We start from the raw sequence: 22,611 nt of genomic DNA on the forward strand, positions 1-22,611 counted from the left end.
CCCTTCATTGTATACGGATACATCTCCAATGAACATATACGATATTCTTGCTAACCGGACTAAAGCAAAAAAGAGGGCTTTCGCCCCCTTCTTATAAAAGCACATTCAATTATTTTACATATTTCTTAACCTTTTCAATCGCCTCGTCCTCAGTAGCCCCAGTCACATAACGCCCATTAATATATATAAAAGCAAATCGTGAGCAGGGACCGCAATAAGATTTGCAGGCTACTTTGATGTCAGCGTCCGGGGCCAGCTTTTGCAGCTTGGATACGGCCGTCTTCATCTTCATATGCTTGCACTTATCACAGACGCGAATATCGTTTGCCATAACTTACAAATCCTCTCATATCCCATGAATGCACAGCTTAGTGATCGCCGTGATTCCCTTTACCCGGATTGGTGACTGCAAAGCCTTCCTCCGGTGTGTAGAAATAATCGATGCGGATTCCATCCAGTAAAGGCTCGTCCTTCTTCAAAACCACATCAATTCCTTTATCAGTGCTAACTACAACGTCATCCTCAGTCGGCTTGTCCATCCCCATACCATAATGCGCATGGTCACCATGGCTATGCGTAATATAGATGCGAACCTTTAAATCTTTGTCTTCTTCTTTTTCCAGCTCAGCCAGTAAGACTTTCGCTGCATTACGTGAAATTTTAACGTTCATTTCCACTGCCCACTCCCTGTATGCTTTTCTCCCTATTGTAAAGAAACCACTCTCGGAAATCAACCCATTATACAGCTATTTGACTGTTATTACAGTTCTGTAATAAATCGGCGCACCTCGTCCAGAGTCAGATCGGGTGTATGCAGGATGGAAGGAGCTGCTTCTGAAGATGCCAAGGTGCCTTGATACAATGCCTCTATCGCCTCCGTATCCTTCAAAATATGCCCGGTAAGCAGACACACCGCTGTGCATTCCTTATCGATAATACCGGAAGCAGCAAGCTTTTTCAGCCCTGCTACTGAAGCTGCAGATGCAGGCTCACAACCGATACCGCTGCGGTCGATGCGACCTTTGGCCAGCATGATTTCCTCGTCAGTCACCGATACGGTCACACCTTCCGTATACTTGATGGCATACTGCAGTGCCTTCTTCCAGCTCGGCGGATTCCCGATATTCATTGCCGTTGCCCGTGTATAGGGGTTCCGTACAGGCTTAAGCCGGGCATCTCCATGAGCAACCATCCGGTGAAACGGACTGGCCCCCTCCGCCTGAACAACGGCAACGCGTGGCAGCTTGTCAATCATCCCGAGCTCCTTCAGCTCGTACAAGCCTTTGCCCAATGCAGTTGCATTGCTTAATGCGCCTCCCGGCACTACGATCCAATCCGGCATTTGCCAACGCAGCTGCTGGGCAATTTCAAATACAATGCTCTTCTGACCCTCGATTCGGAACGGATTGATCGAATTGCATACATATAAGCCGAGCTGCTCACTATGAAGCTCGCTAAAACGGATTCCATCATCATAAGTACCTTCAAACGATATCACCTGAGCGCCATAGGCGAGCGTCTGCAAAACTTTATTCATCGAAATATGGTGTTGGGGAAGAAAAACATACGAAGAGCAGCCCGCCCATGCAGCGTACATAGCGAGTGAGGACGACGTATTTCCTGTTGATGTGCAGGTAAACCGTCTATAGCCCAACGAACGGCCATGGGAAACCGCAACCGCCATGCCGTTATCCTTAAACGAGCCGCTCGGATTCTCGCTCTGTGCCTTCAACATCAGCCAGCGTACACCGGCAAATTCAGCCAAGGTCGCTGATGGGTATAGGCCTGTATTCCCTTCATATCTGCTCGTTATATACTCATCCGGCAATTCCGGAGCAATCAATTCCTTATACCTCCACACACCACTTGCCCATGATGACATTCGATCGGCCAATCTGTTGTCGAACTCCAGCTTTAACCTTTCCCCATCTACGCCCCGATAATCTTGCCTGACCTCCAGCAAGCCGCCGCAATCACATAAAAAAGGGTTCCTTCTTTCCTCCAGCCTATAAGCCTTCACGCAATCTATACAAACGAATTTCATCGGTTACACCGTCCCCTTCTATGAAGTGATGCCAGCCCTTGCAGCTCGACTGTTTATCTCTTACAATAGAATAAAACAACTCATAAATATAATATTCTGATTTTATGAATTCATCAATTATATTGATGAATTCAACTAATCGCATGGAATGGTAGGAAGGGAGGAGCCACCCAGGATGAATCTGCATGCATTAAGGCTTTTTTATGAGGCTGCTTCCCGAGGCAGTGTCACCAAGGCTGCTGAAGCTATGCATATCAGCCAACCAGCCGTAACTGCACAAATCCGCAATCTGGAGCAGGAGCTTGCCCTTACCCTGTTGTCACCACAGGGACGAGGTGTATGTTTGAGTGAAGCCGGAGAGCTCGTATATACTCACGCAGCAAAACTGTTTGCTTTAGAGCTGGAGATGACCCGACAGTTTACCGCGTATCGGGACGGTTCACTGGGTAAGCTGCGATTAGCTGCAACCTATCTCCCTGCCAATCATTTATTGCCAGCCTGGATGGCAGCCTTCAAGAGCAGTCACGAGCAAATAGAGCTATCCTTGACCACATCGAACTCACGCGCGGCCTTTAACAAGCTGCTGCACTATGAGGCGGATTTGGCCTTCATTGGGGGCAGCAAAGAAGCTCCCGCAGGCTTGCTGCGCGAGGAGCTTCTGATGGATGAGCTATGGTTCGTCGTTCCGGGCCAACACCCTCTTGCAGGCAAGACGGTTTCTTTGGCTGAGATGCTGCTGCAGCCATTCGTGCTGCGCGAGGAAGGCAGTTCCTCACGGGAAACGTTGTTCGCAATTTGTCGGCAATATCAAGTTCAGTTCCCACAGATTGGCTTACAATTCAATGGCCAACACGAAACGATGCGTGCGGTGATGTCAGGCTACGGAGCCAGCTTCATATCCGCTCTGGAAGCAGCTGAATACATCCATCAGCAAGCATTGGCCAGAGTACATGTAGAAGGTATCCATGCACCCAATCCGATTGCCGTTTACCGCAGGTCTGATGACGATCTCTCCCCTGCATGTGAGCAGTTTCTGGCGCATGTGCATGCACACATCTGCTGAATTTCAATTCTTAATCATTTTCTTATTTTTTTCGATAATCGCTTGGAGAAATCCCGATCAATTTTTTAAAGGCACGAATAAAGGTAAAATAATGCACATAGCCAATTTGAACCGCGATATCCTGAATGGGCAGCTGTGTATCCTCAAGCATTTGCTTGGCGTGCTGAATGCGGATACCAGCTAAATAATCCACGAAGTTCTCCCCAAATTCATCCTTGAAGATTCGGCTTACATAGCTTTTGTTCATTCCGAATTGCTCGCTTAACAATTGCAGTGACATATCGGAGTTGGCGTAATTTTGCTCAATATACTGCCTCACCTGATAAATAAGATGACGGTTATTGCGGCTCTCACGAATCCCTTTCCAGTTCTCCTCCACCTGAATCAATACAGCGAAATAGGTTTGTTTGATTTCTTCTGCCGTTTCATAAATTTGGAGCGCTTCGGTCATCGGGCCAAGCGCTGTTTGCTTCCACATCTCCACATATTCTGCCGGAAAATCGGAAAGCTCCTTCGTAAAGGTAAAACACATATAATTGATTAAATTAATGATTTCCTTCGAGGTATGTCCGCCTTTGCCCAATACCGTAAAAAAATACTCGAACTGCTTGCGCCAATCCTCATTCCCACTTTTATACAGCTGCGTGATGGACCTCGTAAGCTCCAATAGATCAAATAGCTCAGCTTCCGTTTGACGAACTGTTTCTTTATAGACGATGACACGGTTGTTCCCAATTGAAGTCTTAAGCTGCAGCGCCTCCTTGGCCTGCTGAAAGGATTTGCGAATACCTGACAGCTGCTCAAGCATTGTACCGACGCCGATCGTTACCGTGAATTTCAGATTGGTCTCCACCCACGCCCTCAGCTGCTCCCCAATTGCGATCATTTGCGCCGACTGAGCCTCCTCGAAACGATTCTCCGAGCTAAACATAACTCCCAGCGTTTCCGCAGACATCCATTCACTCCATACCTTCAAATCCTGCTCGGCAGCCAGCTCATCCCACACATTCGTAATAACAAACTTCAATAAATATTGGTCTCTGTACGAGTAGTTATGCGAAAAATCACTCATACGATCAATTTCCACCAGGATAACGGCAAAATCCACACCATCCGTCTGCAGGCCGAAGCTCTTCATTTCCTCACGATATTCAACCTTGTCAATTTCCCGATCCCCATCCAACAACTCATGGAAAAAATGCTTCTTCCTATATAGTAGATTGGTGTCGCTTTGACTCTGATATCGATTCGCATAATCAATGATTTGATCCACAGCGGAATCGACAAAATGCAAAAGCTCCCGGCTCGTATTATCGATTTGCTGTTTACTGAAAAAGTCCGAAATTCGGTTAACGCTGGCATCAATCGGTCTGGCGTATCTTTTGGATAAATAGATAGTACCAATTGTCGCCAGCAGCACGAGAATCATGCCAGCAATGATCCAATTTGAATACAACTCAGATAGAAGTCCATATTCGTAGCCGTCCTTTAACCCGCTGCGGATCTCCAGATTGGAGACGCTTGAACGAAGCGAATACAAATCTCGTCCCCCTGCCTCATTACTCGAAGCCAACAGGTTTTCTTGCTTATCAAACAGCTTCACATAGCTGACAGTTTGCTTGGACATATCCTGCAAAAGCGCTTGGAACGCATTGATATCGATATTAATGACTAACATGCCGTACGGATTGGTGAACATGGGCAGTTTTTTGACCAGTGAAAGCACGGGAACTGCCGAGGCTTGAGTTTCAAACTCCTTATATGGTCTCTTGTCTGTCCAGTAGCTGGAAAAAGGCTTTTCGATTTCCTTAGTAATAAAATCTCGATCGGGAAAACGATCCAGCGTATGCATCGATTCGAGACTCAATATGCTTTGATCAGATATCCGGTAAAAATAAATAGAATGAATCATCGGAAAGCTCATTTTGATTTTACTGAAGCGATTGGAGATCGCGCTATTCAATAAGTACGGACTCGCATCGTCATATTTTTGAAACATATAGTTTTGCAGTTCTTTATCGCTGTTGATCTCGGTGATCGTAATTTGGTCAATATTTTCAAGTAAGGAATCCAGCCGCTGGGTTACGTACTTCGTGAAAGCCTCGTTGGACTTTACGGTTTGTTTATTGGACAGATCGCTAAGCGTCATGAAAAACAGAAAGCTAAGAGCGAGCACAACCACATAAAGAATCGGCAGGTAAGTCGTGATCAGCTTAAAAAACCAAGGATTTTTTGTCCTCATGGGGTGCCTCCTCAAAGTGTGGTGAATAAGTCCCGCTACGCGGCCAAATATCCATCCGATCGCTGTTGTTTCCATATTTTTTGATTTTATAAGAGATTTAGCGGTAAAAATACAGAAACAAAGGCGAGCGCTGACGCTTCTCCAGGATTATTTGGCCGCTCCGCTCTTTATTCACCGCACTTCTAAAAGTTTTAGAAGAAAACTTACTTCGTAAGCATAGGCTTTGTTTTCGGAGAAAGCCGAAAAAAGCGAACAGAAGCTGCCGACCGTAAATCCTGTCGACAGCCTTGTGACTCGATAGCCCCTCTTTAGAATAATAAGCGTATTCAAAAGGAATAGCGGAGGAGAAGGGGGTGCTGGAGGAGCGTAGTGTTCGCCTTTGAAATCGTGAATATACCACTCAATATCATAATCATTCTTCACGATTTCAACAGCTAAGAGTTTGCGAATGCAAACTAGCATCGTAAGCATAAGCTTGGAGGCATCCCCCTTCTCCATAGCGACCTAACTTTTTGAATACGCTCGTCAGGGAATTATTTGAAATTCATATCCAGCAAATCCTTTGGCGTAACCAATTGATCTTTATTTTTGCTGTACCAATCCTGATACCATTTCTCCAGCTTATCGCCATCTGATTTTTTCCACAGCGATTTGGCTTCCTGATCGGCCTGTTCAACGCTGTATCCGCTTCCGCTAACAATCGCTTTATTGTATAAGTCCTTAATCGGATTCGTCGTGTCGTTTAACGTTTTATTAATGAAATCCATATCGGAAGGCAGCTGCGGCATGTAGCTCCCCAAGGTGATGTTGGCTAGAGGCCGATCTTTAGTAATATTAATCTTGTACATCTCATTCATCAGATCCACAAATTCTTTTTCCATAGGCTTGCTTGTATCGAAGGATTTGATTTGCGTATCAAACTCGTTATACAAATATTGTCCGCCGAGCATCCGCAAATCGCTAAGCCAATCAACTTCTTTTTTATTTTTATCGGCATTGATGATCGTTTCTTTACCGTTCTCAACCTTATAATGCACACCCTCCTGACCAAAATAAGAAGCCTTAATCATCTCAGGTGAGCTTAGGAAATCAACCAGCTTCATCACACCCTCCTGATCCTTCGTATCGGTATTGACGACCGAGGTCATTTGCACGGGAGGATTAAACGGCGGAGTGAATTGGCCAAATGAGCTTTTCGGGAGCGGAATGACGATCAGCTTCGCGTCAGGCACATTTTTTTTCAATGTTTCGTAAGCACTGCTGTAAAAGCCACGAATACCTCCACCGGTGCCATAGATGCCTGTTTTACCTTGTACAAAGTCCTGCTGTGCCTTTTTGCCGTTTTTATCGGTTAAAAAGTCTTTGTCAATGATCCCCTCATCGAACAGCTTTTTCTTAAACTCGGTTGCTGCCTTAAGACGGTCCCAATCCTTGACCCATTTGCCATCCTGCAAAATCCATGTTGTATTCTGGAATATATAATCAACCCACAGATCATTGCCGGGATTCGTTGTGCTTAAGTTCAAGCCGTATGTATCTTTTTTACCGTTGCCGTCCGGGTCCTGATTAGCGAATGCTTTGGCGATTTGATACAGATCCTCGGTCGTTTCGGGTGCCTTCAAATTCAGTTTTTTCAGCCAATCCTCGCGTACCAGCACATAATGATAAGGTACATAACCTAGCACGCGGCCGAATTCATACAGCTTTCCGTCTTCCTTCATACCCAATTTTTTGAGCAGCGGAAACTTGGTCAATTGATCCTTGTACACGGTGCTGTATTTATTGATCATATCATCAATCGGCATAATTTGCTTTTGATTATAGAGCTGATTTCGGAACACACCATCATACTCCTGAATCAGATTGGGAGCGGAGCCCGATGCAAACAGCGTATTAAATTTTTGCACGGATTCCCCCCGCGGCACGGGCGAGAACGTAATGTTCATGTTCGTTTTTTCCTGTATCCATTTGGTCCACAGGTTATTTTCAATCGTTCCCACCTCAGGTGGTATACTACCGCGATCATACATGGACAGGCTGACGGTTTTTTTGGCTTTGGACGCGTCTCCGTCTGTCGTACCCGCTGATGGTTTGCTCTCGGAACAGCCGGCTAACGCCGTAGTCAGAGATAAGCTGATAATCGAAGCGACATAGATGGTTTTTTTGTTCATGAATAGTTGCCTCCTCATTTTTCTGATGCCTGTGCTCTACCCTTTCACCGATCCAATCAATACCCCTTTAACAAAATATTTTTGCAAAAACGGATAAACAATTAACATGGGTACGGTCATTACGAATACACCGGCCGCTTTGATCGATTCTTCTGTAACCGAATTCAAATCCTCAGGCGATTGATTCGCTACATCCTGAAGCACCGTCTGGCTTTGTATCATTTGCTGCACCAATACGGCTACGTTGTATTTGGCGGTCGAATTAATATAAATCATCACGTTAAAGAATGAATTCCAGTGCGATACCGCATAAAATAAGATTAACGCTGCCATGACCGGCATCGATAATGGCAATATAATCCGCACCAGCAGGCCCACCTCGCTGCAGCCATCCATCCGCGCCGCTTCCTCAATTTCCTCCGGCAAGCCCATAAAAAACGAACGCATAACGAGCATATTGTACACGCTGACCAGTGCCGGAAGCCAGAGCGCCCCGTAGGTATCAATTAACCCCAGCGATTTAACGACCAGATAGGAAGGAATCAAGCCTCCGCTAAACAGCATCGTGAAGATGATCGCCAGCGTGAAAAACTTGCGGCCATACATAAATTTTCTGGACAACGGATAAGCACAGCAAATCGTAAAAATCATGTTGAGTACCGTACCGACAATGGTGATAACCAAGCTGTTCTGAAAGCCGCTCAAGATCCGGGTGCCGAAAAAAAGCTTATCATAAGATTCAATGTTCCAGCCAATGGGCCAAAGCGTCACACTGCCGGACACAATAGCCGCGTTGTTGCTGAGCGATAATGCGAACAAGTGCACCAAAGGCAGCAGGCAGCTTAACCCGATTATAGACAAAATGACATAGTTAAACGCGTAAAACCACTTTTCACCTAAAGTATCCTTCACGATACCACCCCTTTACCACAGTCCTTGATCGAATCGTCTAGCAATACGGTTGGCCATAACCACGAGGAACAAGCCTACAAAGGATTCAAAAAAACCCATCGCCGCAGCTAAGCTGAAACGTCCACCATTGATGCCGACCTTGAAATTCCATGTGGAAATAACCTCGGACACGTTGGAAACCACTGAATTTTGCAGCACATACACTTGGTCAAACCCAACCTCCATGACGTGACCTACAGAGAGGATAAACATAATGATAATGGTCGGTCGGATTGATGGAAGCGTAATATGCCATATCTTTCGCATTTTCCCTGCTCCATCCATAGAAGCCGATTCGTATAGCGCCGGATCAATTGCAGCTAGAGCAGCTAAATAAATAATTGCGTTCCAGCCTGCGCTTTTCCAAATACCTGAACCTACAAAGATCGTGATCCATGAAGTTGGGTTATACAGAAATGGAAATGCGCTTCCAAGCAGCGGCGCTAGCCAGTGATTCACAATCCCTTTTTCCTGTGAAAAAATAAGGATAATCAAGCCCCCGATAATAACCCAATGCAAAAAATGAGGTAAATACACAACCGTTTGAATGATACGTTTGAACCACATCTTTCTGGCTTCATTCAAAAAAATAGCGAGCAGGATCGGAAACGGAAATCCGACAATCACCTGCAGAAAGCTTAATACAAATGTATTGCGAATGATCTCAATCATCTTCGGTTGGGTAAATAACAGTCGGAAGTTATCCAGTCCTACCCAGGGGCTTCCCCAAATGCCATCATGAAAGTTATAGTTCTTGAAGGCTATGACAAGCCCTGCCATAGGTGCATAACGAAAGATGAGAAAATAAAGGACAACCGGTGCAAACATAAGCAGGATCGGAATATTTTGCCGGAATCTCTTTTTATCCCATTTCCTTGAGCTGGAACGCACTTTGATCGATTCTGATTGTACTTGTGATTGGATGACTTCCACACTCCTTCCTGTGGGATCGTGTTGAATCGGCTGCAGCCTATCTTCAAGTTAGCGGAACAGCTTCATTTATTCAATTCACCATTTTCCATATGCCCCACATATCTTTACTGAAGCCTTATGGAGCGCATAATCACCTATTTTGCACACCACACGTTTCTTGCTTTTGTGGGCGCAACAAAAAGAGAGTACCCTATCCTGTACCCTCTGAGAGCAAGCTTATTATCAAGTTATACGGCTGTAAGTAAAGGCTTTATGTATCACGTGCACCTTGTTATGACGAATAATCATCCGTGCTATACACATAAAACCCTGACACTCTATTCGCGGCAACACCTGCCCAGCTGTGGAACAGATGGCTGTCAAAAGGGTGTCCTACGAGCCATGGAGCCGCTGCGATCTGCAAGATTAAGCCAGCACCCAACATGAGCCAAACGAGCAGAACTTGGTTGGCCTCAGTAATCTCAGCTGGCTTACGAACAAATCTGTAATAAGCTGCAGAACCAAACCCATACAATAGAACAGCCAGCACAGCAAAGGGTATCGTGTAGGAGGACGAATGTTGTCCTGTCTCTCCCCATAGACTATCGTTATAATAACTCCAAATAGAACATAAACTCAGGTCGATGAGTAGCAGTGATTGTGCAGACAGGGTTGCCTTCAGCTTGTAGGCGATAGGATTGCTCATCTCCCGCACTCCTTTATACATTTCGATGAAAGTAAACTTTTCATCTCTTGTGTATAATCATAGCTTTCTTAACTGAAAGCCTTCTGAATGTGGACTGAATAAGCAATGAGAGTTCGCCGTTAAGCTACAAAAGCGCCCCTTGATTATAAGCCAACACAAACGATTCGTATCTTCGTGGCTCAGGACAAACGGTCAAATCGCCAAAATGCCGATGTATAGCCAGAATTTGCGATTGATGCGCCCGCAGTGCTTCAGCCTTCATTGCCCAATGAGGCAAAGTATCGATAATCAAAGAAGGCTGATAGCCATCCTCAGCCAATTTTGCGGTAAAGTAGTAATACAACTGTTCCACGGAAGGACATCTTCCGCTTAATACTGCCGCAGTCGTTATTTGGGAAATAGCGACATGATCCGGGTGGTAGTTACCACCGTCCTCAGGAAAGCTGACAATAACCTTTAGCTGATGCTTGTTAATAAAATCAACAACCGCATCAACGAATGGAGCGGTCTCCACTTCCTTTAGCTTCCCATCCGGGTAACCCAAATGCTCGACAACAGCCAACCCAAGAATTTGTGCGGCACGCTCCATTTCCTGCGTTCTTACTTCCGCAAGCTCTTCAGTCGTCGCATGTGCGAAAGCCCCGTTTTTCTTACCAGCATCCCCTTTGGTTGCCAGCAGCAGTACAGGCTTCTCTCCACGATCTGCCAGCTCTCGGATTAGACAAGCACTCAAAAAAGTTTCATCATCCGGATGTGCATATATAAAACCGACCTTGTGCCATGATTCCATAGACATCTTCCCTTCTCTCATACATCTGCTCCTTTTACTGCTGTAAATGGATCAAACAAATGCAGACCCAGTATATCAATCTTTGGATCGACTTGCCAGAGGGTCGGATTCGTCCTTTATTCAGTCACATCCTCACCGAATTCCAGCTTGATAACCAGCACTTCATCTGTGATCTCGTTAATGGGCAGATTACGGATACGCAAATAAGCACGTTCCTGCCAATACCATGGTAGCAGCTCCACGCTCGACTCGAGTTCTTGACCATTATTGAGCAGTATAGCCCGCTTAGGAAGCACATCGAGCGGCTTCAAGATCACCGTATTGCTCTGAAGGTCGCGATAAGCATGAACATAAACGGTATTGCCCTTGCGCGTCAACAAGACATGATCCCGGAACACCCGGCTCTTCACTTCGTTAGCTGACTCGATCTCATCCTTGCCTCCCATGTACGAAGCCGGTACAGCTCCCTCAAAGGATTCCCGAATCTTCTTGTACCACTGCCCGATTCGTCGAAGCGTGTTTGCGTTCTCACTAGTGATCGTACCGTCAGGCCTGGGTCCCACGTTCAGCAAGTAATTGCCTCCCATAGCCAAAATTTTGTCAACACTCTGCATCAGAAATTTGTCAGAGTAATAATCCTCGTTCTCGCGATAACCCCAGCTTTCTCGTCCAATCGATTGGCAAGCTTCGGTAGGCGTAAGGAAAGAACCTCCTTCGGGAACATGCCGCTCAGGGGTACTGTAATCGCCTTCATCAGGACCGCGGTTATTAATCAAAATACCCGGCTGTAGAGATCGAACCAGCTCATTCAGTGAAGGATCATGGTATTCAGCGACGTTAACATCCCAGAATAGCTGGTATATAGGCCCATAGTTCGTTAAAAGCTCCCGTAATTGCTTGGTCACATATTCGTAATATCGATTGATATCGGGCTCATCTCCTGGACGGGGACCGAACATCTCGTGATGTCTGCCCATATTCGGATAATTGGGATGATGCCAGTCCGGGCAAGAATAGTAAAGACTCAACGGAAAATTACGTTTTCGGCAGGCTTCTGCCAGCATTGCTAATACATCCTTACCATACGGTGTATGGGTAATCTTATAATCCGTATGTGAGGTGTCCCACATGCAGAAGCCATCATGGTGTTTGGTGGTAAAGCACAGGTACTGCATCCCTGCCTCTTCGGCCAGATCAAGCCATGTCTCTGGATCAAACTCGATTGGGTTGAATTCATGAATCAGCTTTTCATAATCATTCCGCTTCACATTACCTCTCCACAATATTTGTTCGTGCCAGGCAGGAATAGCATATAAGCCCCAGTGGATGAATAAACCAAAGCGCATATCGAAAAATCTGTCGCGTGCATCGTTAAATCTTGAAATCATCGTCCATCCTCCTCAAATCGAAATAGTAGCTCGGTTCACCTTTATCATAATCGTTCCATTTACAATGAACATCTGGTTTGTTAACCTATTTGTAGTAAATAGTAACTATCATTTCACTAAAGGTAGGTACAATCCATGCATAATCCATCGAATGATTCCCTACGGACTTTACTATCCAATCTCCAGGTAGATGTCATTATCGCAAATGTTCAAACGGTCGATCTGGACTGGAAGCGGGAAAACTATGTGCACAGCTTTAACCGATTGTATTTCATTATCGAAGGGGAGGGCCAGATTGAGGTCGATGGTATTGTCTACTACCCTAAGCCTGGCCAGCTTGTTGTTATGCCTTGCCATGTTTTGCAGTCCTATTCAACTATTAATGACTATCCGTTTCATAAATATTGGTGCCATTTCACAGCGCGTGTAGGCAACAGGGATTTATTGGAGATGTACCGTTTTCCCGTGTGCATCGACGTCCTTTCAAGCTCCGAGGTTGAGACCTTGTTCAGCCGAATGATCAGCGAAATGAAGAAACAGACGCCCTCATCTATTCTTAATATCCAGGCTTCGATGCTTCAATTGATAGGTTTATTCATTGATCATGGCTTTGAACAAACGGCAGTCCCTTCATCGACCACGCAAAAGTTGAGCCGCGTGTTTCAATTTATCGAACAAAATCTGGAACATAAAATAACGATCGAGCAGCTTGCCAGCTTGGTCGATTATCATCCGAATTATTTCATACGGGCATTTCATTCCGTGATGGGCTGCTCTCCCATCCAATACATCAACCGGATGAGACTTGACAAGGCCAGGCAAATGTTATCTACCGACATGAGCATTGGAAGCATCGCCCGTGCGGTAGGTATCGAGCAGCATAACTTTTCGACGATGTTCAAGAGTTACACCGGATTTTCACCCAGAGACTTTAGACAACTGCTCATGCGATAGCTCGTATTGGGCACTGTGGTATCATCCGTACGGGAATGTACACACAACGCAAAAAGAGGACATGGAAAATCACAAATTCCATGTCCTTCTTCAGCATGAATTTCAGGCCCAACCTCAAATTAACGGTTGACATATTCCCTACAACAACTGACGTTAAACGTTTATCGCCGATACCTTTAAAGCATCCAGTGACACCTTGTCACCTCGTGGATCACGAATATGAACCGTTGCCTGCTCACCAGGCAGCAGGTCAAAGAAATTGTCGCTGAAGCGGACGTTGCCCTGCGGCAGATCAAGCTTCACCATTCGGGCCAGTGAGCCTTCGGCTGTAATGGTCACGGTCTGCTTATTCGCGTCGACTTCAACCTTAAGCGCAGCCGCGGACAGATTCAGATCCTTTTGGTCACGCAGATAGTGCAGATTGTCTGGAGCCTCGAAGTCTACTGCCGTAAGCTTGACGACAACCTCTTCTGCAGCTCTGCCGTTCAATATCTCAGCCTCGGTCAAACTTCCCAATTGGACAGCCCCGTTGCTTGGCACATCAGCTTGTAATAAGGTGCTGTACACTTCACTACCGTTGAAATCATAGACAGCTACCCGGACTTGTCCTTTATAGGCTTCAACACGGTCATTTACAACCCATATATGCAGCGATTGTCCAGGCTCATGATCAACCGAGAGCAGTAGTGGATGATAAAATTTCTTCGCATAATAGAAGGATGCCTTAGGAAGCAATTCATAATCAATCAGTGACCAGCTTGTGCCCGGCCAGCTGTCGTTGTGCTGCCATACGAGCGATCCGCTGATCCGCTTCTTGTTGCGGCGATAATGCTCAATCCCGTATTTCAAGCCTTCGGCCTGCGTCAGCATCGAGAAATTCATATATTCCTCAATATTTTGCGGAATGCCTGTGTAGCCTTCCATCAGCAGGATGCCTTTTTGATGATTCGTATCCTTGTTGCGGTAAGCCATTTCCACGCTGCCCCAGTAGAACTGTCCATCCGGGATATTTTTCTCCAATGTGTAACGGTTGGCTGACGCATGCATACCAAATTCACTGCTGAATAAGGTGAAGTCCTTTTTGTAATTCTTGAACGTAACGCCTTCGATGCTGTAATCAAGCAGCGGCACGTCTCCGAACTTACGCGGATATACCGAGCCATGCCATACCTGCCAGTTGTGCCGGTCTCCGACATCCGGATCATTGGCATCATTACCGCCATAAGGTGATGAAGGCCAGTAAGGACGATTGTCATCCAACGCCTCCAACACTTCAGGAATCAGCTCATGATAAATCTGTTCACCGTAAAATGGTGAAGTAATGTCACCGGCAGCGGATTTCATATCATACAGCCAGTCGATTTCATTATTACCGCACCAGAGTGCTAGCGATGCATGGTTACGAAGTCTTTTGACGTTATACATGACTTCCTCGCGCACGTTATTCATAAAGTTCTTGTTGAATTCAGGGAACAGCGCATTGGCAAAAGCAAAATCCTGCCACACCAGCACACCGCGGCGGTCACATTCCTCATAAAACACATCTTTTTCATAAATACCGCCAGCCCAGACACGCAGCATATTCATATTCGAATCCACAGAAAGAGCGATCAGGTCACGATAGCGCTGATCCGGAATCGCACCGATGAAATTATCCGCTGGTATCCAGTTCGAGCCTTTGGCGAATAGCTTGACTCCATTGATGATAAAAGCAAAAGCATGCTGATCGGCTTCATCCTTCAGCTGCAGCTCAATGGTACGAATACCGAAAGGCTTGCGATAACGGTCTACCCGCTCATCATTGGCAATCAGAACAACCTCCAGCTCGTACAAATAAGGCTCGCCCAAGTCATGCGTCCACCATAGCTCTGGAGATAAGACTACCAGTTCCACAGAGCCCTTATTTTGCTTAATTTCAAGCTGCTCGGATACCGCCGTATGCCCATCCTTCGTCAACAGCTTCACTTCACACAACAAGTCCTGGTCCTTCGCATAAGGCGTCACTTCCGCATCAATATGGATGATGGCTTCTCCCTCATCAACAGATATTGTACGCGCATAGACACTTTCCAGCTTCGCCATGCGATTGCTTTCCAGTCGTACCTTGCCCCAGATTCCGACCGTCACCATCCGCGGACCCCAATCCCAGCCGAAATTCATCGCTGCTTTGCGAAGCCATGGGCGTTCCTTCGTATAGGATGACCATTGAAACTGCTCTTTGTCCCGATTGTGCAAATAGAGCGGATCGAACTTGACGGCAATGCTGTTTTTCCCATCACGCAAAATTTTCGTGACATCAAACGTATGCGCCATCAGCATATTGTCTGTCGTACCGATCTCAAGCCCATTCACATAAACTGTTGCAAATGTATCCAAGCCTTCAAATATCAATTGGTGCCGTTCGTCACTGTTTGCTTGCTTCACATAATCGAACTGCGTGCGGTACCACCATTCCTTTTGCTCAATCCACAAGCTCTTGGCATCATTATGTCCGAAGTAAGGATTATCGATAATATTTCTTTCAATTAATGCTGAATGCACGTCGCCCGGCACTTGAGCCGTAATCCAGAACCGATCGTCCAGATTAGGCGAAGCCATCTCCATCGGTCTCTTCTGCCCCACATCAAAATGCTGAATTCTCCATACGCCCTTAATTTCCATGACTTGGTTCCTCTTTTCCTCTATCCATTATTAGCGGATGTCTCACGAAATTCGCTCGGTGTTTTGCCCGTGTACTTTTTGAAAATTTGGCTAAAATACTTAACATCCTCGTAACCGACCCGAGCCGCAACCTCGCTGATTTTGGCTGGTGAAATCGTTAATATTTCCATCGCTCGTTGTATCTTCTGCCTCGTTACATAATCGCCGAAGGTAATTCCGGTCTCTTTCTTAAATACCTCGCTCAGGTGATTCGGATGCAAATGCACGTGCCTTGCAACCTGCTGCAATCCCACATCACTGCCCAGATGCTCCTCAATGTAAGCCATTGCCTTCTGCGCATGAGTCGCTTGTCCCTCGCCCAGACGATTGTGATACAGTTTCATCACGGAATTTAAATATTGAAACAGCGTGTCCTTCGGGGTAACACTAAGCTTAAGCTGAAAATGCTTCGGGCTCTCCTCCATTGTACTCTCGCGTCCGGTTGCCGACATAACCCGCTCCAGCCAGCGATGAGCCGAGATCGCAACCGAATGAACCAGAGCCTCCAGCGATTCAAGCGTCACCTGCGGATCCTCCAGCTGTACCTGAATAAACCGCTGCACCCAGCCCTTCAGAGCCACCGAATCATCCTCCAGCAAAATAGAAGACAGCTCCAGCTCCTCATCGTGAGTACAGACTGTTTTACCACCCTTGCGTTTGACAATATCCTCATACAGCCAAATGCTCTCATTAATTAAAGTCTTATAGTTAAAAGCATCGTTAGCTGTTGTATACGATTCATGCATATGCTCATGCTGCTGAACGGGGGTACCAAAAGCCGCGTACAGCTTGCATTTCAACAGCCGCTCTATCTTTTGAAAAATAAACCGGAGGTGCTGCATCCCGTTATCGCTGCCATTACCCAAACGGATCGCTGCAATCACTCTTTTTTTCTCCAGCAGTGACTCGCAGTTCAACAAATCCTGCAGCATATTGTCAACTGCAAACAAAAGCAGAGACGCTGATGAAGGCGAATCCTCCCAGCCCTCTGCCGTTACAATAAACACCTGAAGCTCGCTTCCGGGCGTATCACTTTCACCGAACAGTCCGGGTAAGTAGGTATGGAGTAAATGACGGTCAATCGGTCCCGCTTCCCCACTCTTGATCCAACGTTCAAAGGTACGATTACGCGCTTCCTTATTCTTATAATGATCCTGACTATGCGCAGCCCATTTATCTTCAATTCGTTGTCTGGCCTTTAACACGGTCTTGATGATTTCCTCCGGCCTGCTCGTTTTCAACAAATAATCGCTCACACCTTGCCGAATGGCCTGCTGCGTATAGGCAAAATCGTCGTACCCCGAGAGCACAATGACTTCCAGATCCGGGATGATCTGAATCGCTTCTTCAGCAAGCTGGAGTCCTGTCTTGCCCGTCATCCGGATATCGGTCAGCAGCACGTTGGGACGCTCAAGCAGGATCCGTTCAAGCGCTTCCTCCGCTGAGGATGCTGGCTCCAGCAGCTCCATACCGAGCTCATCCCATTTAATCACTTTAGCCAGTCCGGTTCTGATGATAACCTCGTCATCGACGATCATTATTTTCATGTTGTCCCTCCAAAACCGGGATCGAGAATGAAATGCGTGTACCCGCGTTCAGCCGACTTTCAATAATCAGACCTGCATCCAGCCCGTAATGAAGCTGCAGCCGTTCATTCACGTTTCTTAATCCGTAGCTTGCATCGGGATATAGCCCCCCATCCGGCGGATTCAGATTGTTTGTGATCAACTCCAATTGCTCCTCGGTCATGCCGACTCCGTCATCCAGCACCATAAAGCTCATCCGGTTGGCCTTGTGCTCTACGTACACCGATATCATCCCCTTTCCCTCTTTTTTTTGGATACCATGAAGCATGGCGTTCTCAACCAGCGGCTGCAGCAGCAGCTTGAGCATATAACGATCCTGCAGCTCAGGATCTACCACGATATCCATATCAAATTTGTCCGGATAACGAATCGATTGAACCTGCGCATAGTTTTTGATGTGGGCAAGCTCCTGATGAACCGGGCAAAATTCCTTGCCTTTATTCAGACTGAATCGCAAGAAATCGCTCAAGGCACCAACCATATCTGCAATCCGCTTCTCCTCATTCATCAATGCTATCCAGTGAATCGAGGAGAGGGTATTATACAGAAAATGCGGATTAATCTGGGCCTGAAGCGCCCTCATATCCGCTTCCTTCTTATGCGCTTCGTTGCGAATCACTTGTTTCTTCAGCTTCTCGATATGCTTGCCCAGCATGTTATAGCTCTCCGCGAGCTTGCCAATCTCGTCTGATGAAGCAACTGAATACAGCGGTAGCGGTTCTTCCGGATTGACCTTGGCGATTAACCGGGTCAGCACACGCAGCGGATTCGTGATCCGTTGAATGAGGAACAGAATCAAACCTGCTGTAGCCACAATGGAGAGTGCGACCGCGACACCGGTCAGCTGTAAAATATATCGGTTCTGCGCACTGTACAGATCAAACGGAATCACGCCTATTAATACCCACCCGACTAGCGGTTCGCGGAAATACAGGATCGTCTTTTTGGCCCGGCCTTCGCCATGATTCACAACGCCATACAAAGCCGGATTTAATTCATTCAACAGACCAGGCATCAGGACATCCAAGGACTGGGAAAGCCAGCTTTTATCCGTGGCTGAAAGCACGATCCCCTGTTCGTTAAGAAGCGCGACGCTTCCCTTCCCATCACCCAGGTTGGGCTCTGACCAGTACCTGGAGATTACCTTTTCATCCAATGAAATCGTCAGCCAGCCGAGATTCCGATAATTATCAGTGCTGCGCAAAGGTCGAATGAAGGAGATCACTCTCTGGTTGCCGGCATAATTCTGCACGTTATACAGGGTGGTCCACATCTTGCCTGTCACCTCCCGCACATTAACAAGACGGTCCAGATCAGATTGATACAGGCTCGTCGTAGACAACGGCGGATTCGAGTTGGCCGGAATAATCTCAACATTCGAAATGTATTCCTTGGAGCTGATTAGATTGGTCATAAAGCTGCGAATACGTGTCTGAGAGCCTACATCATCATCCAGGCTGTTAACATACTGCTGAACATTGCTCTGACCAATCAAAAAAATGGACATGTTCTCCACGTCCTTGATAATAAAGCGCAAATTGCCATCCATCTGACGAAGGGTATCAATGCCCGCCTGTTCGGTTTTTTCTTCCGTAATTTTCGACGAAATGACATAGGCAAATCCCCCTAGCAGCATAAGGGGAATCAGTGTGGTTATGAGCATAATAACAGTCAGCTTGCGCCCTAAAGAATTTCCCATCCATCGCCACACCGGCATTGATCATCCCCCCTGCTGCATCGTCCTAAGAACACTAGCGAGAACCGGCTTAGCCTTTGACTGCACCGGCCGTCATGCCCTTCATTACCTGCTCCTGAAACACCAAATATACGAGGATCGTGGGAACTACAGCGATCGTCATGGCAGCCAGCGTCAGACTGTAATCCGTTTGAAAGCCGTCCGCGAAGGTCGCAATACTCAGCGGCAAGGTTTTGAGTGTTGATTTGCTAATAAACACGAGAGCAAAGGAAAAATCGTTCCAGAAGTGCAAAAAGCTTAAAATCGTTACTGTCGACAAAGCTGGTGTCGAGATGGGCAGCATAATTTTCAGAAATACACCCCAAAGCCCTGTTCCATCAATAAAAGCCGCTTCCTCTATTTCCTTGGGTATCGAAGATAAATAAGCAACCAATACGAAGATAGCTGTAGGCAGTGCAAAGGCCGTGTAAGGCAAAATAAGTGCCCAGTACGTATTTAATAAGGAAAGCTGCTTCATTAAAATAAATAACGGCACCAAGGTGCTATGAATCGGAATGAGCATGCCAACTACGAAGAAGCCCAGTATCCAGCCCTTGAACCTGAACTGCAATCTGGCTAATACGAAGGAGGACAATGCAGATACGAATAAGGTAATGGCCAATGAAGCCAGGGATACGATCACCGAATTCACAAAAGCCGTACCCATCTTGGACGTACTCCAGGCTTTGACAAAGTTATCGATCTGCCACGTTAACGGCAAGCTAAAAGGACGGTTCAGAAACTCGGCGTTCGTTTTGAAGGCACTGATGAACAGCCAAAATAAAGGGTACAACGTTAAAATACCATAAACCGTCATGAGAGTCCAAAAAATAGCGGGCCTCCATTTTTTCGCGGAAAATCCGGACTTGGCTGGAGCTGCTTGTGAGTATGGAGCCATAGTTTTGTTCATTATGAATGGACCTCCTTTCTATGCGTTCTTTGACTTTCTGCTTGTCAGCCATTGGCTGGTTCCGATAAAGAGCAGACTCAGAATAATAATCGAGGTGGAGATTGCACTTCCGTATCCATAACGATAGGAGGAAAAGGTCGAGTTATACATATAAGTAGCCAGCAGCTCCGTGGCATGTGCCGGTCCGCCTTTGGTCATCACATACACAAGGTCAAACGACTTCAGGCTTCCTGAGATACATAGCACGATGGCAACCTGTATCGTTGTCCAAACCATTGGCAGCGTAACGGAAATCATTTTGCGGGCGCCTGTGGCACCATCTATGAGGGCTGCGTCATGAATTTCACCGGGTATATTTTGCAAAGCCGAAATGAAAATAATTAAATATAAACCGACAAAGCTCCAGGTCAGCGGAGGAATTAGCGCGTAGATCGCAATATTGCTGTCGGAAAGCCACTGCATTTTCCAGCTGCTTAATCCCAAATAATCGAGCAGAAAGTTAAGAATACCGATTTGCGGGTGGTAAATATATTGCCAGATCATCCCGATAACGACCGAGGACATGACCATGGGCATAAACACGGCGGATCGCAGAAACCGCTGCAGCGCATTGTTTTTGAACAGTACAATCGCCAAAATCAAAGCGAGCGGCAGCTGACCGAATACCGAGGCAAGTACAAATATAATATTGTTTTTGAGTGCACGCCAAAATATAGTATCGTGAATAACTTCCACGTAGTTTTTCAAGCCGATAAATTTGGCTTCGCCAATGCCCTTCCATTCAAAGAAACCGTAATAGGCAGACCAAATCACAGGTACAAATACGAATAAGGTATAAATAAGTATGGATGGCAGTAAGCCCATAACGATAAATCTACGCATGTTTAGTGTCTTCATCTCTCTCACTTCCTTTCCAAATAATCAGCCCTCCACCAGGGAGGGCTGATTCGTACCGATGCTCGTTGTGCTCAAATATCTGATTGGTTTAATAAACTTGTTGTCTTGATTGAAATTATTGAAATTATGGTCCTTATTTGCCAAGAGCGCCTGCTTGCGCATCCTGCACTTTTTTGGCGACAACCTCTGGGCTTGTACCCATCAACAATTCCTGAAGTCCGTTGTTGATCACTTCAACTGCAGCAGAGCTTAATTTGGAATCGTAAACCGGGCTGATTTTTACATTTTTCGAAAATTCGCTCAGCTCCACGAACAAAGGATGTGCTTTGCTTTTATCTACATCAATCTTATAGCTGACGAGTGTGCTGCTGCCCAGCGTCGCTTTTTGACCTTCAGGACCGGACAATGCATAAAATAATTCCATCGCCGCATCTTTTCTCGCGCCTGTCAGCTTCTTGCTAACGCCTAAGCCTGTTCCAACTACACCTGCTGTGGATTGCGGATCGCCTTTGCCTCCATCAATTGCAGGAATGATTGTAATGTGTGTTGTATCCAAAACTTCCTTTGGTGCATTGTTTACCAAATTCGCTGTTGCCCAACCGCCATCCATGAACATCGCGGCTTTTCCCTGGAAGAACAGCTGCATCATTTGATTTTCGTCGATACCATTAAAGCCATCCTGGAACGCCTTGGATTTGCCCAGATCCTGAAGAACTGTCAACGCTTTGATAAATTCAGGATCAGTAAATTTGGCGCCATCTTGAGCAGAGGCCTTCAAGAACCAGTCCGTACCGGTTACACGATCACCAATCGTGCTAAATATCGTGGATTGCGCTACCCAGTTGGCTTTGTTGCCCAGTGCGACTGGAATGATATTGTTTTTGTTGAACGTGTCAATGGCTGTTTTCAATTCATCCCAGGTTTTCGGTACCTTCACGTTATATTTGTCGAAAATAGCCTGATTGTAGTAAATAAATGAGCTCAGAGCGAGGTTCATCGGTACAGAGTATACTTTGTTGTCTATCGTGTATCCATCGAGAGCATTCGGAATAAAGTTATTTTTCCATTCCGGTTTGCTGTTCAAAAATTCATCAATTGGCTGCAGCAGCTTGCCATTCACGAATTCCTTGGTCATCGCATCCGGCCACATTACGAACAAGTCCGGCATTTCATCAGCAGCCGCTACTGTACGCAAACGGGTTTTCAAGCCGTCTGTCGGCAATCCCTCTGCTTCGAGCTCAATCTCGGGATGCTGCGTTTTGAAATCATCAAGGATTTTACGCATGGCAATACCTTTGGCGTCCTGGCCTGTCCAGTTATGCCAAATCGAGAGCTTCACTTTTTCTTTATTAGCCCCACCGGCCGCCGCACCCTTATCTTCAGTTGTTTGTCCCCCTGCACATCCGGCAAGCATGGACGCTGAAACCATTGTAGTTAGAGCAATCTTGGTTATTTTTTTCATTTGTAATTCTCCCCTCTCGTTCTATTGTTCATTCTACAAGCTTCATTCTCATTCGGTAAGGGGAATATCATAAGCACAGGGGTAGAATAATATCAGATTG

The 22,611-nt window shown here is 46.2% G+C and carries 18 protein-coding genes; 2 read left to right on the top strand and 16 right to left on the bottom strand.

All coding sequences use genetic code 11. The features are described 5' to 3' along the window. Nucleotides 1-109 precede the first annotated feature (109 nt). The 3 genes from NST47_RS27020 to thrC all read right to left on the bottom strand — a co-directional run bounded on the left by NST47_RS27020 (nt 110) and on the right by thrC (nt 2,044). Nucleotides 110-331, bottom strand: coding sequence for a DUF1450 domain-containing protein (locus tag NST47_RS27020; RefSeq protein WP_076229152.1), 222 nt, complete (start codon nt 329-331; stop codon nt 110-112). A gap of 37 nt (nt 332-368) precedes the next feature. Further along, complete coding sequence (locus NST47_RS27025; protein WP_076229151.1) at nt 369-671, bottom strand: heme biosynthesis protein HemY; 303 nt, start codon at nt 669-671, stop codon at nt 369-371. An 89-nt stretch (nt 672-760) separates the two neighbouring features. Next, the gene (gene thrC / locus NST47_RS27030; RefSeq protein WP_341157889.1) at nt 761-2,044 is read right to left on the bottom strand and encodes a threonine synthase; all 1,284 of its coding nucleotides are present in this window, start codon (nt 2,042-2,044) and stop codon (nt 761-763) included. 175 nt (nt 2,045-2,219) lie between these two features. Between thrC and NST47_RS27035 the strand changes: the two genes are divergently transcribed. Beyond that, entirely contained in the window at nt 2,220-3,107 is an 888-nt protein-coding gene (locus tag NST47_RS27035; RefSeq protein WP_341157890.1) for a LysR family transcriptional regulator, read from the top strand. A gap of 22 nt (nt 3,108-3,129) precedes the next feature. Here the strand turns inward: NST47_RS27035 and NST47_RS27040 are convergent, their stop codons facing one another. The 7 genes from NST47_RS27040 to NST47_RS27070 form a co-directional block, all read right to left on the bottom strand. Next, the gene (locus NST47_RS27040; RefSeq protein ID WP_341157891.1) at nt 3,130-5,349 is read right to left on the bottom strand and encodes a helix-turn-helix domain-containing protein; all 2,220 of its coding nucleotides are present in this window, start codon (nt 5,347-5,349) and stop codon (nt 3,130-3,132) included. 533 nt (nt 5,350-5,882) lie between these two features. Further along, complete coding sequence (locus NST47_RS27045) at nt 5,883-7,520, bottom strand: extracellular solute-binding protein (RefSeq protein ID WP_341157892.1); 1,638 nt, start codon at nt 7,518-7,520, stop codon at nt 5,883-5,885. Nucleotides 7,521-7,556: 36 nt separating this feature from the next. Then, nucleotides 7,557-8,432 (bottom strand): carbohydrate ABC transporter permease, encoded by an 876-nt coding sequence (locus tag NST47_RS27050; protein WP_341157893.1) that lies wholly within the window; start codon nt 8,430-8,432, stop codon nt 7,557-7,559. Nucleotides 8,433-8,444: 12 nt separating this feature from the next. Next, nucleotides 8,445-9,299: an ABC transporter permease gene (locus tag NST47_RS27055; RefSeq protein WP_341157894.1), complete on the bottom strand. Its 855-nt coding sequence runs from the start codon at nt 9,297-9,299 to the stop codon at nt 8,445-8,447. A gap of 376 nt (nt 9,300-9,675) precedes the next feature. After that, nucleotides 9,676-10,089, bottom strand: coding sequence for a hypothetical protein (locus NST47_RS27060; RefSeq protein WP_341157895.1), 414 nt, complete (start codon nt 10,087-10,089; stop codon nt 9,676-9,678). 124 nt (nt 10,090-10,213) lie between these two features. Continuing rightward, a complete protein-coding gene (locus NST47_RS27065) occupies nt 10,214-10,900 on the bottom strand; it encodes a PIG-L deacetylase family protein (protein ID WP_341157896.1) in 687 nt (228 codons plus the stop codon). Between the two features lie 95 nt (nt 10,901-10,995). Next, entirely contained in the window at nt 10,996-12,267 is a 1,272-nt protein-coding gene (locus tag NST47_RS27070; RefSeq protein ID WP_341157897.1) for an alpha-L-fucosidase, read from the bottom strand. A gap of 135 nt (nt 12,268-12,402) precedes the next feature. Between NST47_RS27070 and NST47_RS27075 the strand changes: the two genes are divergently transcribed. Beyond that, nucleotides 12,403-13,221 (top strand): AraC family transcriptional regulator, encoded by an 819-nt coding sequence (locus tag NST47_RS27075; protein WP_341157898.1) that lies wholly within the window; start codon nt 12,403-12,405, stop codon nt 13,219-13,221. 153 nt (nt 13,222-13,374) lie between these two features. On the opposite strand, the gene NST47_RS27080 is transcribed toward NST47_RS27075, so the two are convergent. From NST47_RS27080 to NST47_RS27105, 6 genes are all read right to left on the bottom strand, one after another. Next, the gene (locus NST47_RS27080; RefSeq protein WP_341157899.1) at nt 13,375-15,882 is read right to left on the bottom strand and encodes a beta-mannosidase; all 2,508 of its coding nucleotides are present in this window, start codon (nt 15,880-15,882) and stop codon (nt 13,375-13,377) included. A 20-nt stretch (nt 15,883-15,902) separates the two neighbouring features. Then, complete coding sequence (locus NST47_RS27085; protein ID WP_341157900.1) at nt 15,903-17,468, bottom strand: helix-turn-helix domain-containing protein; 1,566 nt, start codon at nt 17,466-17,468, stop codon at nt 15,903-15,905. Beyond that, entirely contained in the window at nt 17,446-19,206 is a 1,761-nt protein-coding gene (locus tag NST47_RS27090; RefSeq protein ID WP_341157901.1) for a sensor histidine kinase, read from the bottom strand. The genes NST47_RS27085 and NST47_RS27090 overlap by 23 nt, the downstream gene beginning before the upstream one ends. A 67-nt stretch (nt 19,207-19,273) precedes the next feature. Next, nucleotides 19,274-20,152 carry a carbohydrate ABC transporter permease gene (locus NST47_RS27095; RefSeq protein ID WP_341157902.1) on the bottom strand — a complete coding sequence of 293 codons (879 nt, stop codon included), beginning with the start codon at nt 20,150-20,152 and terminating at the stop codon, nt 19,274-19,276. A gap of 18 nt (nt 20,153-20,170) precedes the next feature. Next, nucleotides 20,171-21,049 carry a carbohydrate ABC transporter permease gene (locus NST47_RS27100; RefSeq protein ID WP_076229138.1) on the bottom strand — a complete coding sequence of 293 codons (879 nt, stop codon included), beginning with the start codon at nt 21,047-21,049 and terminating at the stop codon, nt 20,171-20,173. 133 nt (nt 21,050-21,182) lie between these two features. Continuing rightward, on the bottom strand, nt 21,183-22,511 hold the full coding sequence (locus NST47_RS27105) for an extracellular solute-binding protein (protein WP_341157903.1): 1,329 nt from the start codon (nt 22,509-22,511) through the stop codon (nt 21,183-21,185). Nucleotides 22,512-22,611: the final 100 nt, after the last annotated feature.

The organism is Paenibacillus sp. FSL H8-0034 (assembly GCF_038000305.1).
Taxonomy (GTDB): domain Bacteria; phylum Bacillota; class Bacilli; order Paenibacillales; family NBRC-103111; genus Paenibacillus_S.

Excerpts from the sequence above, each read along its gene's own strand:
- NST47_RS27065 (WP_341157896.1), bottom strand. The coding sequence starts at position 10,900 with ATGAGAGAAGGGAAGATGTCTATGGAATCATGGCACAAGGTCGGTTTT.
- NST47_RS27075 (WP_341157898.1), top strand. The coding sequence starts at position 12,403 with ATGCATAATCCATCGAATGATTCCCTACGGACTTTACTATCCAATCTC.
- NST47_RS27055 (WP_341157894.1), bottom strand. The coding sequence starts at position 9,299 with ATGTTTGCACCGGTTGTCCTTTATTTTCTCATCTTTCGTTATGCACCT.
- NST47_RS27025 (WP_076229151.1), bottom strand. The coding sequence starts at position 671 with ATGAACGTTAAAATTTCACGTAATGCAGCGAAAGTCTTACTGGCTGAG.
- NST47_RS27060 (WP_341157895.1), bottom strand. The coding sequence starts at position 10,089 with ATGAGCAATCCTATCGCCTACAAGCTGAAGGCAACCCTGTCTGCACAA.
- NST47_RS27085 (WP_341157900.1), bottom strand. The coding sequence starts at position 17,468 with ATGAAAATAATGATCGTCGATGACGAGGTTATCATCAGAACCGGACTG.
- NST47_RS27080 (WP_341157899.1), bottom strand. The coding sequence starts at position 15,882 with ATGGAAATTAAGGGCGTATGGAGAATTCAGCATTTTGATGTGGGGCAG.
- NST47_RS27095 (WP_341157902.1), bottom strand. The coding sequence starts at position 20,152 with ATGAACAAAACTATGGCTCCATACTCACAAGCAGCTCCAGCCAAGTCC.
- NST47_RS27100 (WP_076229138.1), bottom strand. The coding sequence starts at position 21,049 with ATGAAGACACTAAACATGCGTAGATTTATCGTTATGGGCTTACTGCCA.
- NST47_RS27040 (WP_341157891.1), bottom strand. The coding sequence starts at position 5,349 with ATGAGGACAAAAAATCCTTGGTTTTTTAAGCTGATCACGACTTACCTG.
- thrC (WP_341157889.1), bottom strand. The coding sequence starts at position 2,044 with ATGAAATTCGTTTGTATAGATTGCGTGAAGGCTTATAGGCTGGAGGAA.
- NST47_RS27020 (WP_076229152.1), bottom strand. The coding sequence starts at position 331 with ATGGCAAACGATATTCGCGTCTGTGATAAGTGCAAGCATATGAAGATG.
- NST47_RS27090 (WP_341157901.1), bottom strand. The coding sequence starts at position 19,206 with ATGGGAAATTCTTTAGGGCGCAAGCTGACTGTTATTATGCTCATAACC.
- NST47_RS27035 (WP_341157890.1), top strand. The coding sequence starts at position 2,220 with ATGAATCTGCATGCATTAAGGCTTTTTTATGAGGCTGCTTCCCGAGGC.
- NST47_RS27070 (WP_341157897.1), bottom strand. The coding sequence starts at position 12,267 with ATGATTTCAAGATTTAACGATGCACGCGACAGATTTTTCGATATGCGC.
- NST47_RS27105 (WP_341157903.1), bottom strand. The coding sequence starts at position 22,511 with ATGAAAAAAATAACCAAGATTGCTCTAACTACAATGGTTTCAGCGTCC.
- NST47_RS27045 (WP_341157892.1), bottom strand. The coding sequence starts at position 7,520 with ATGAACAAAAAAACCATCTATGTCGCTTCGATTATCAGCTTATCTCTG.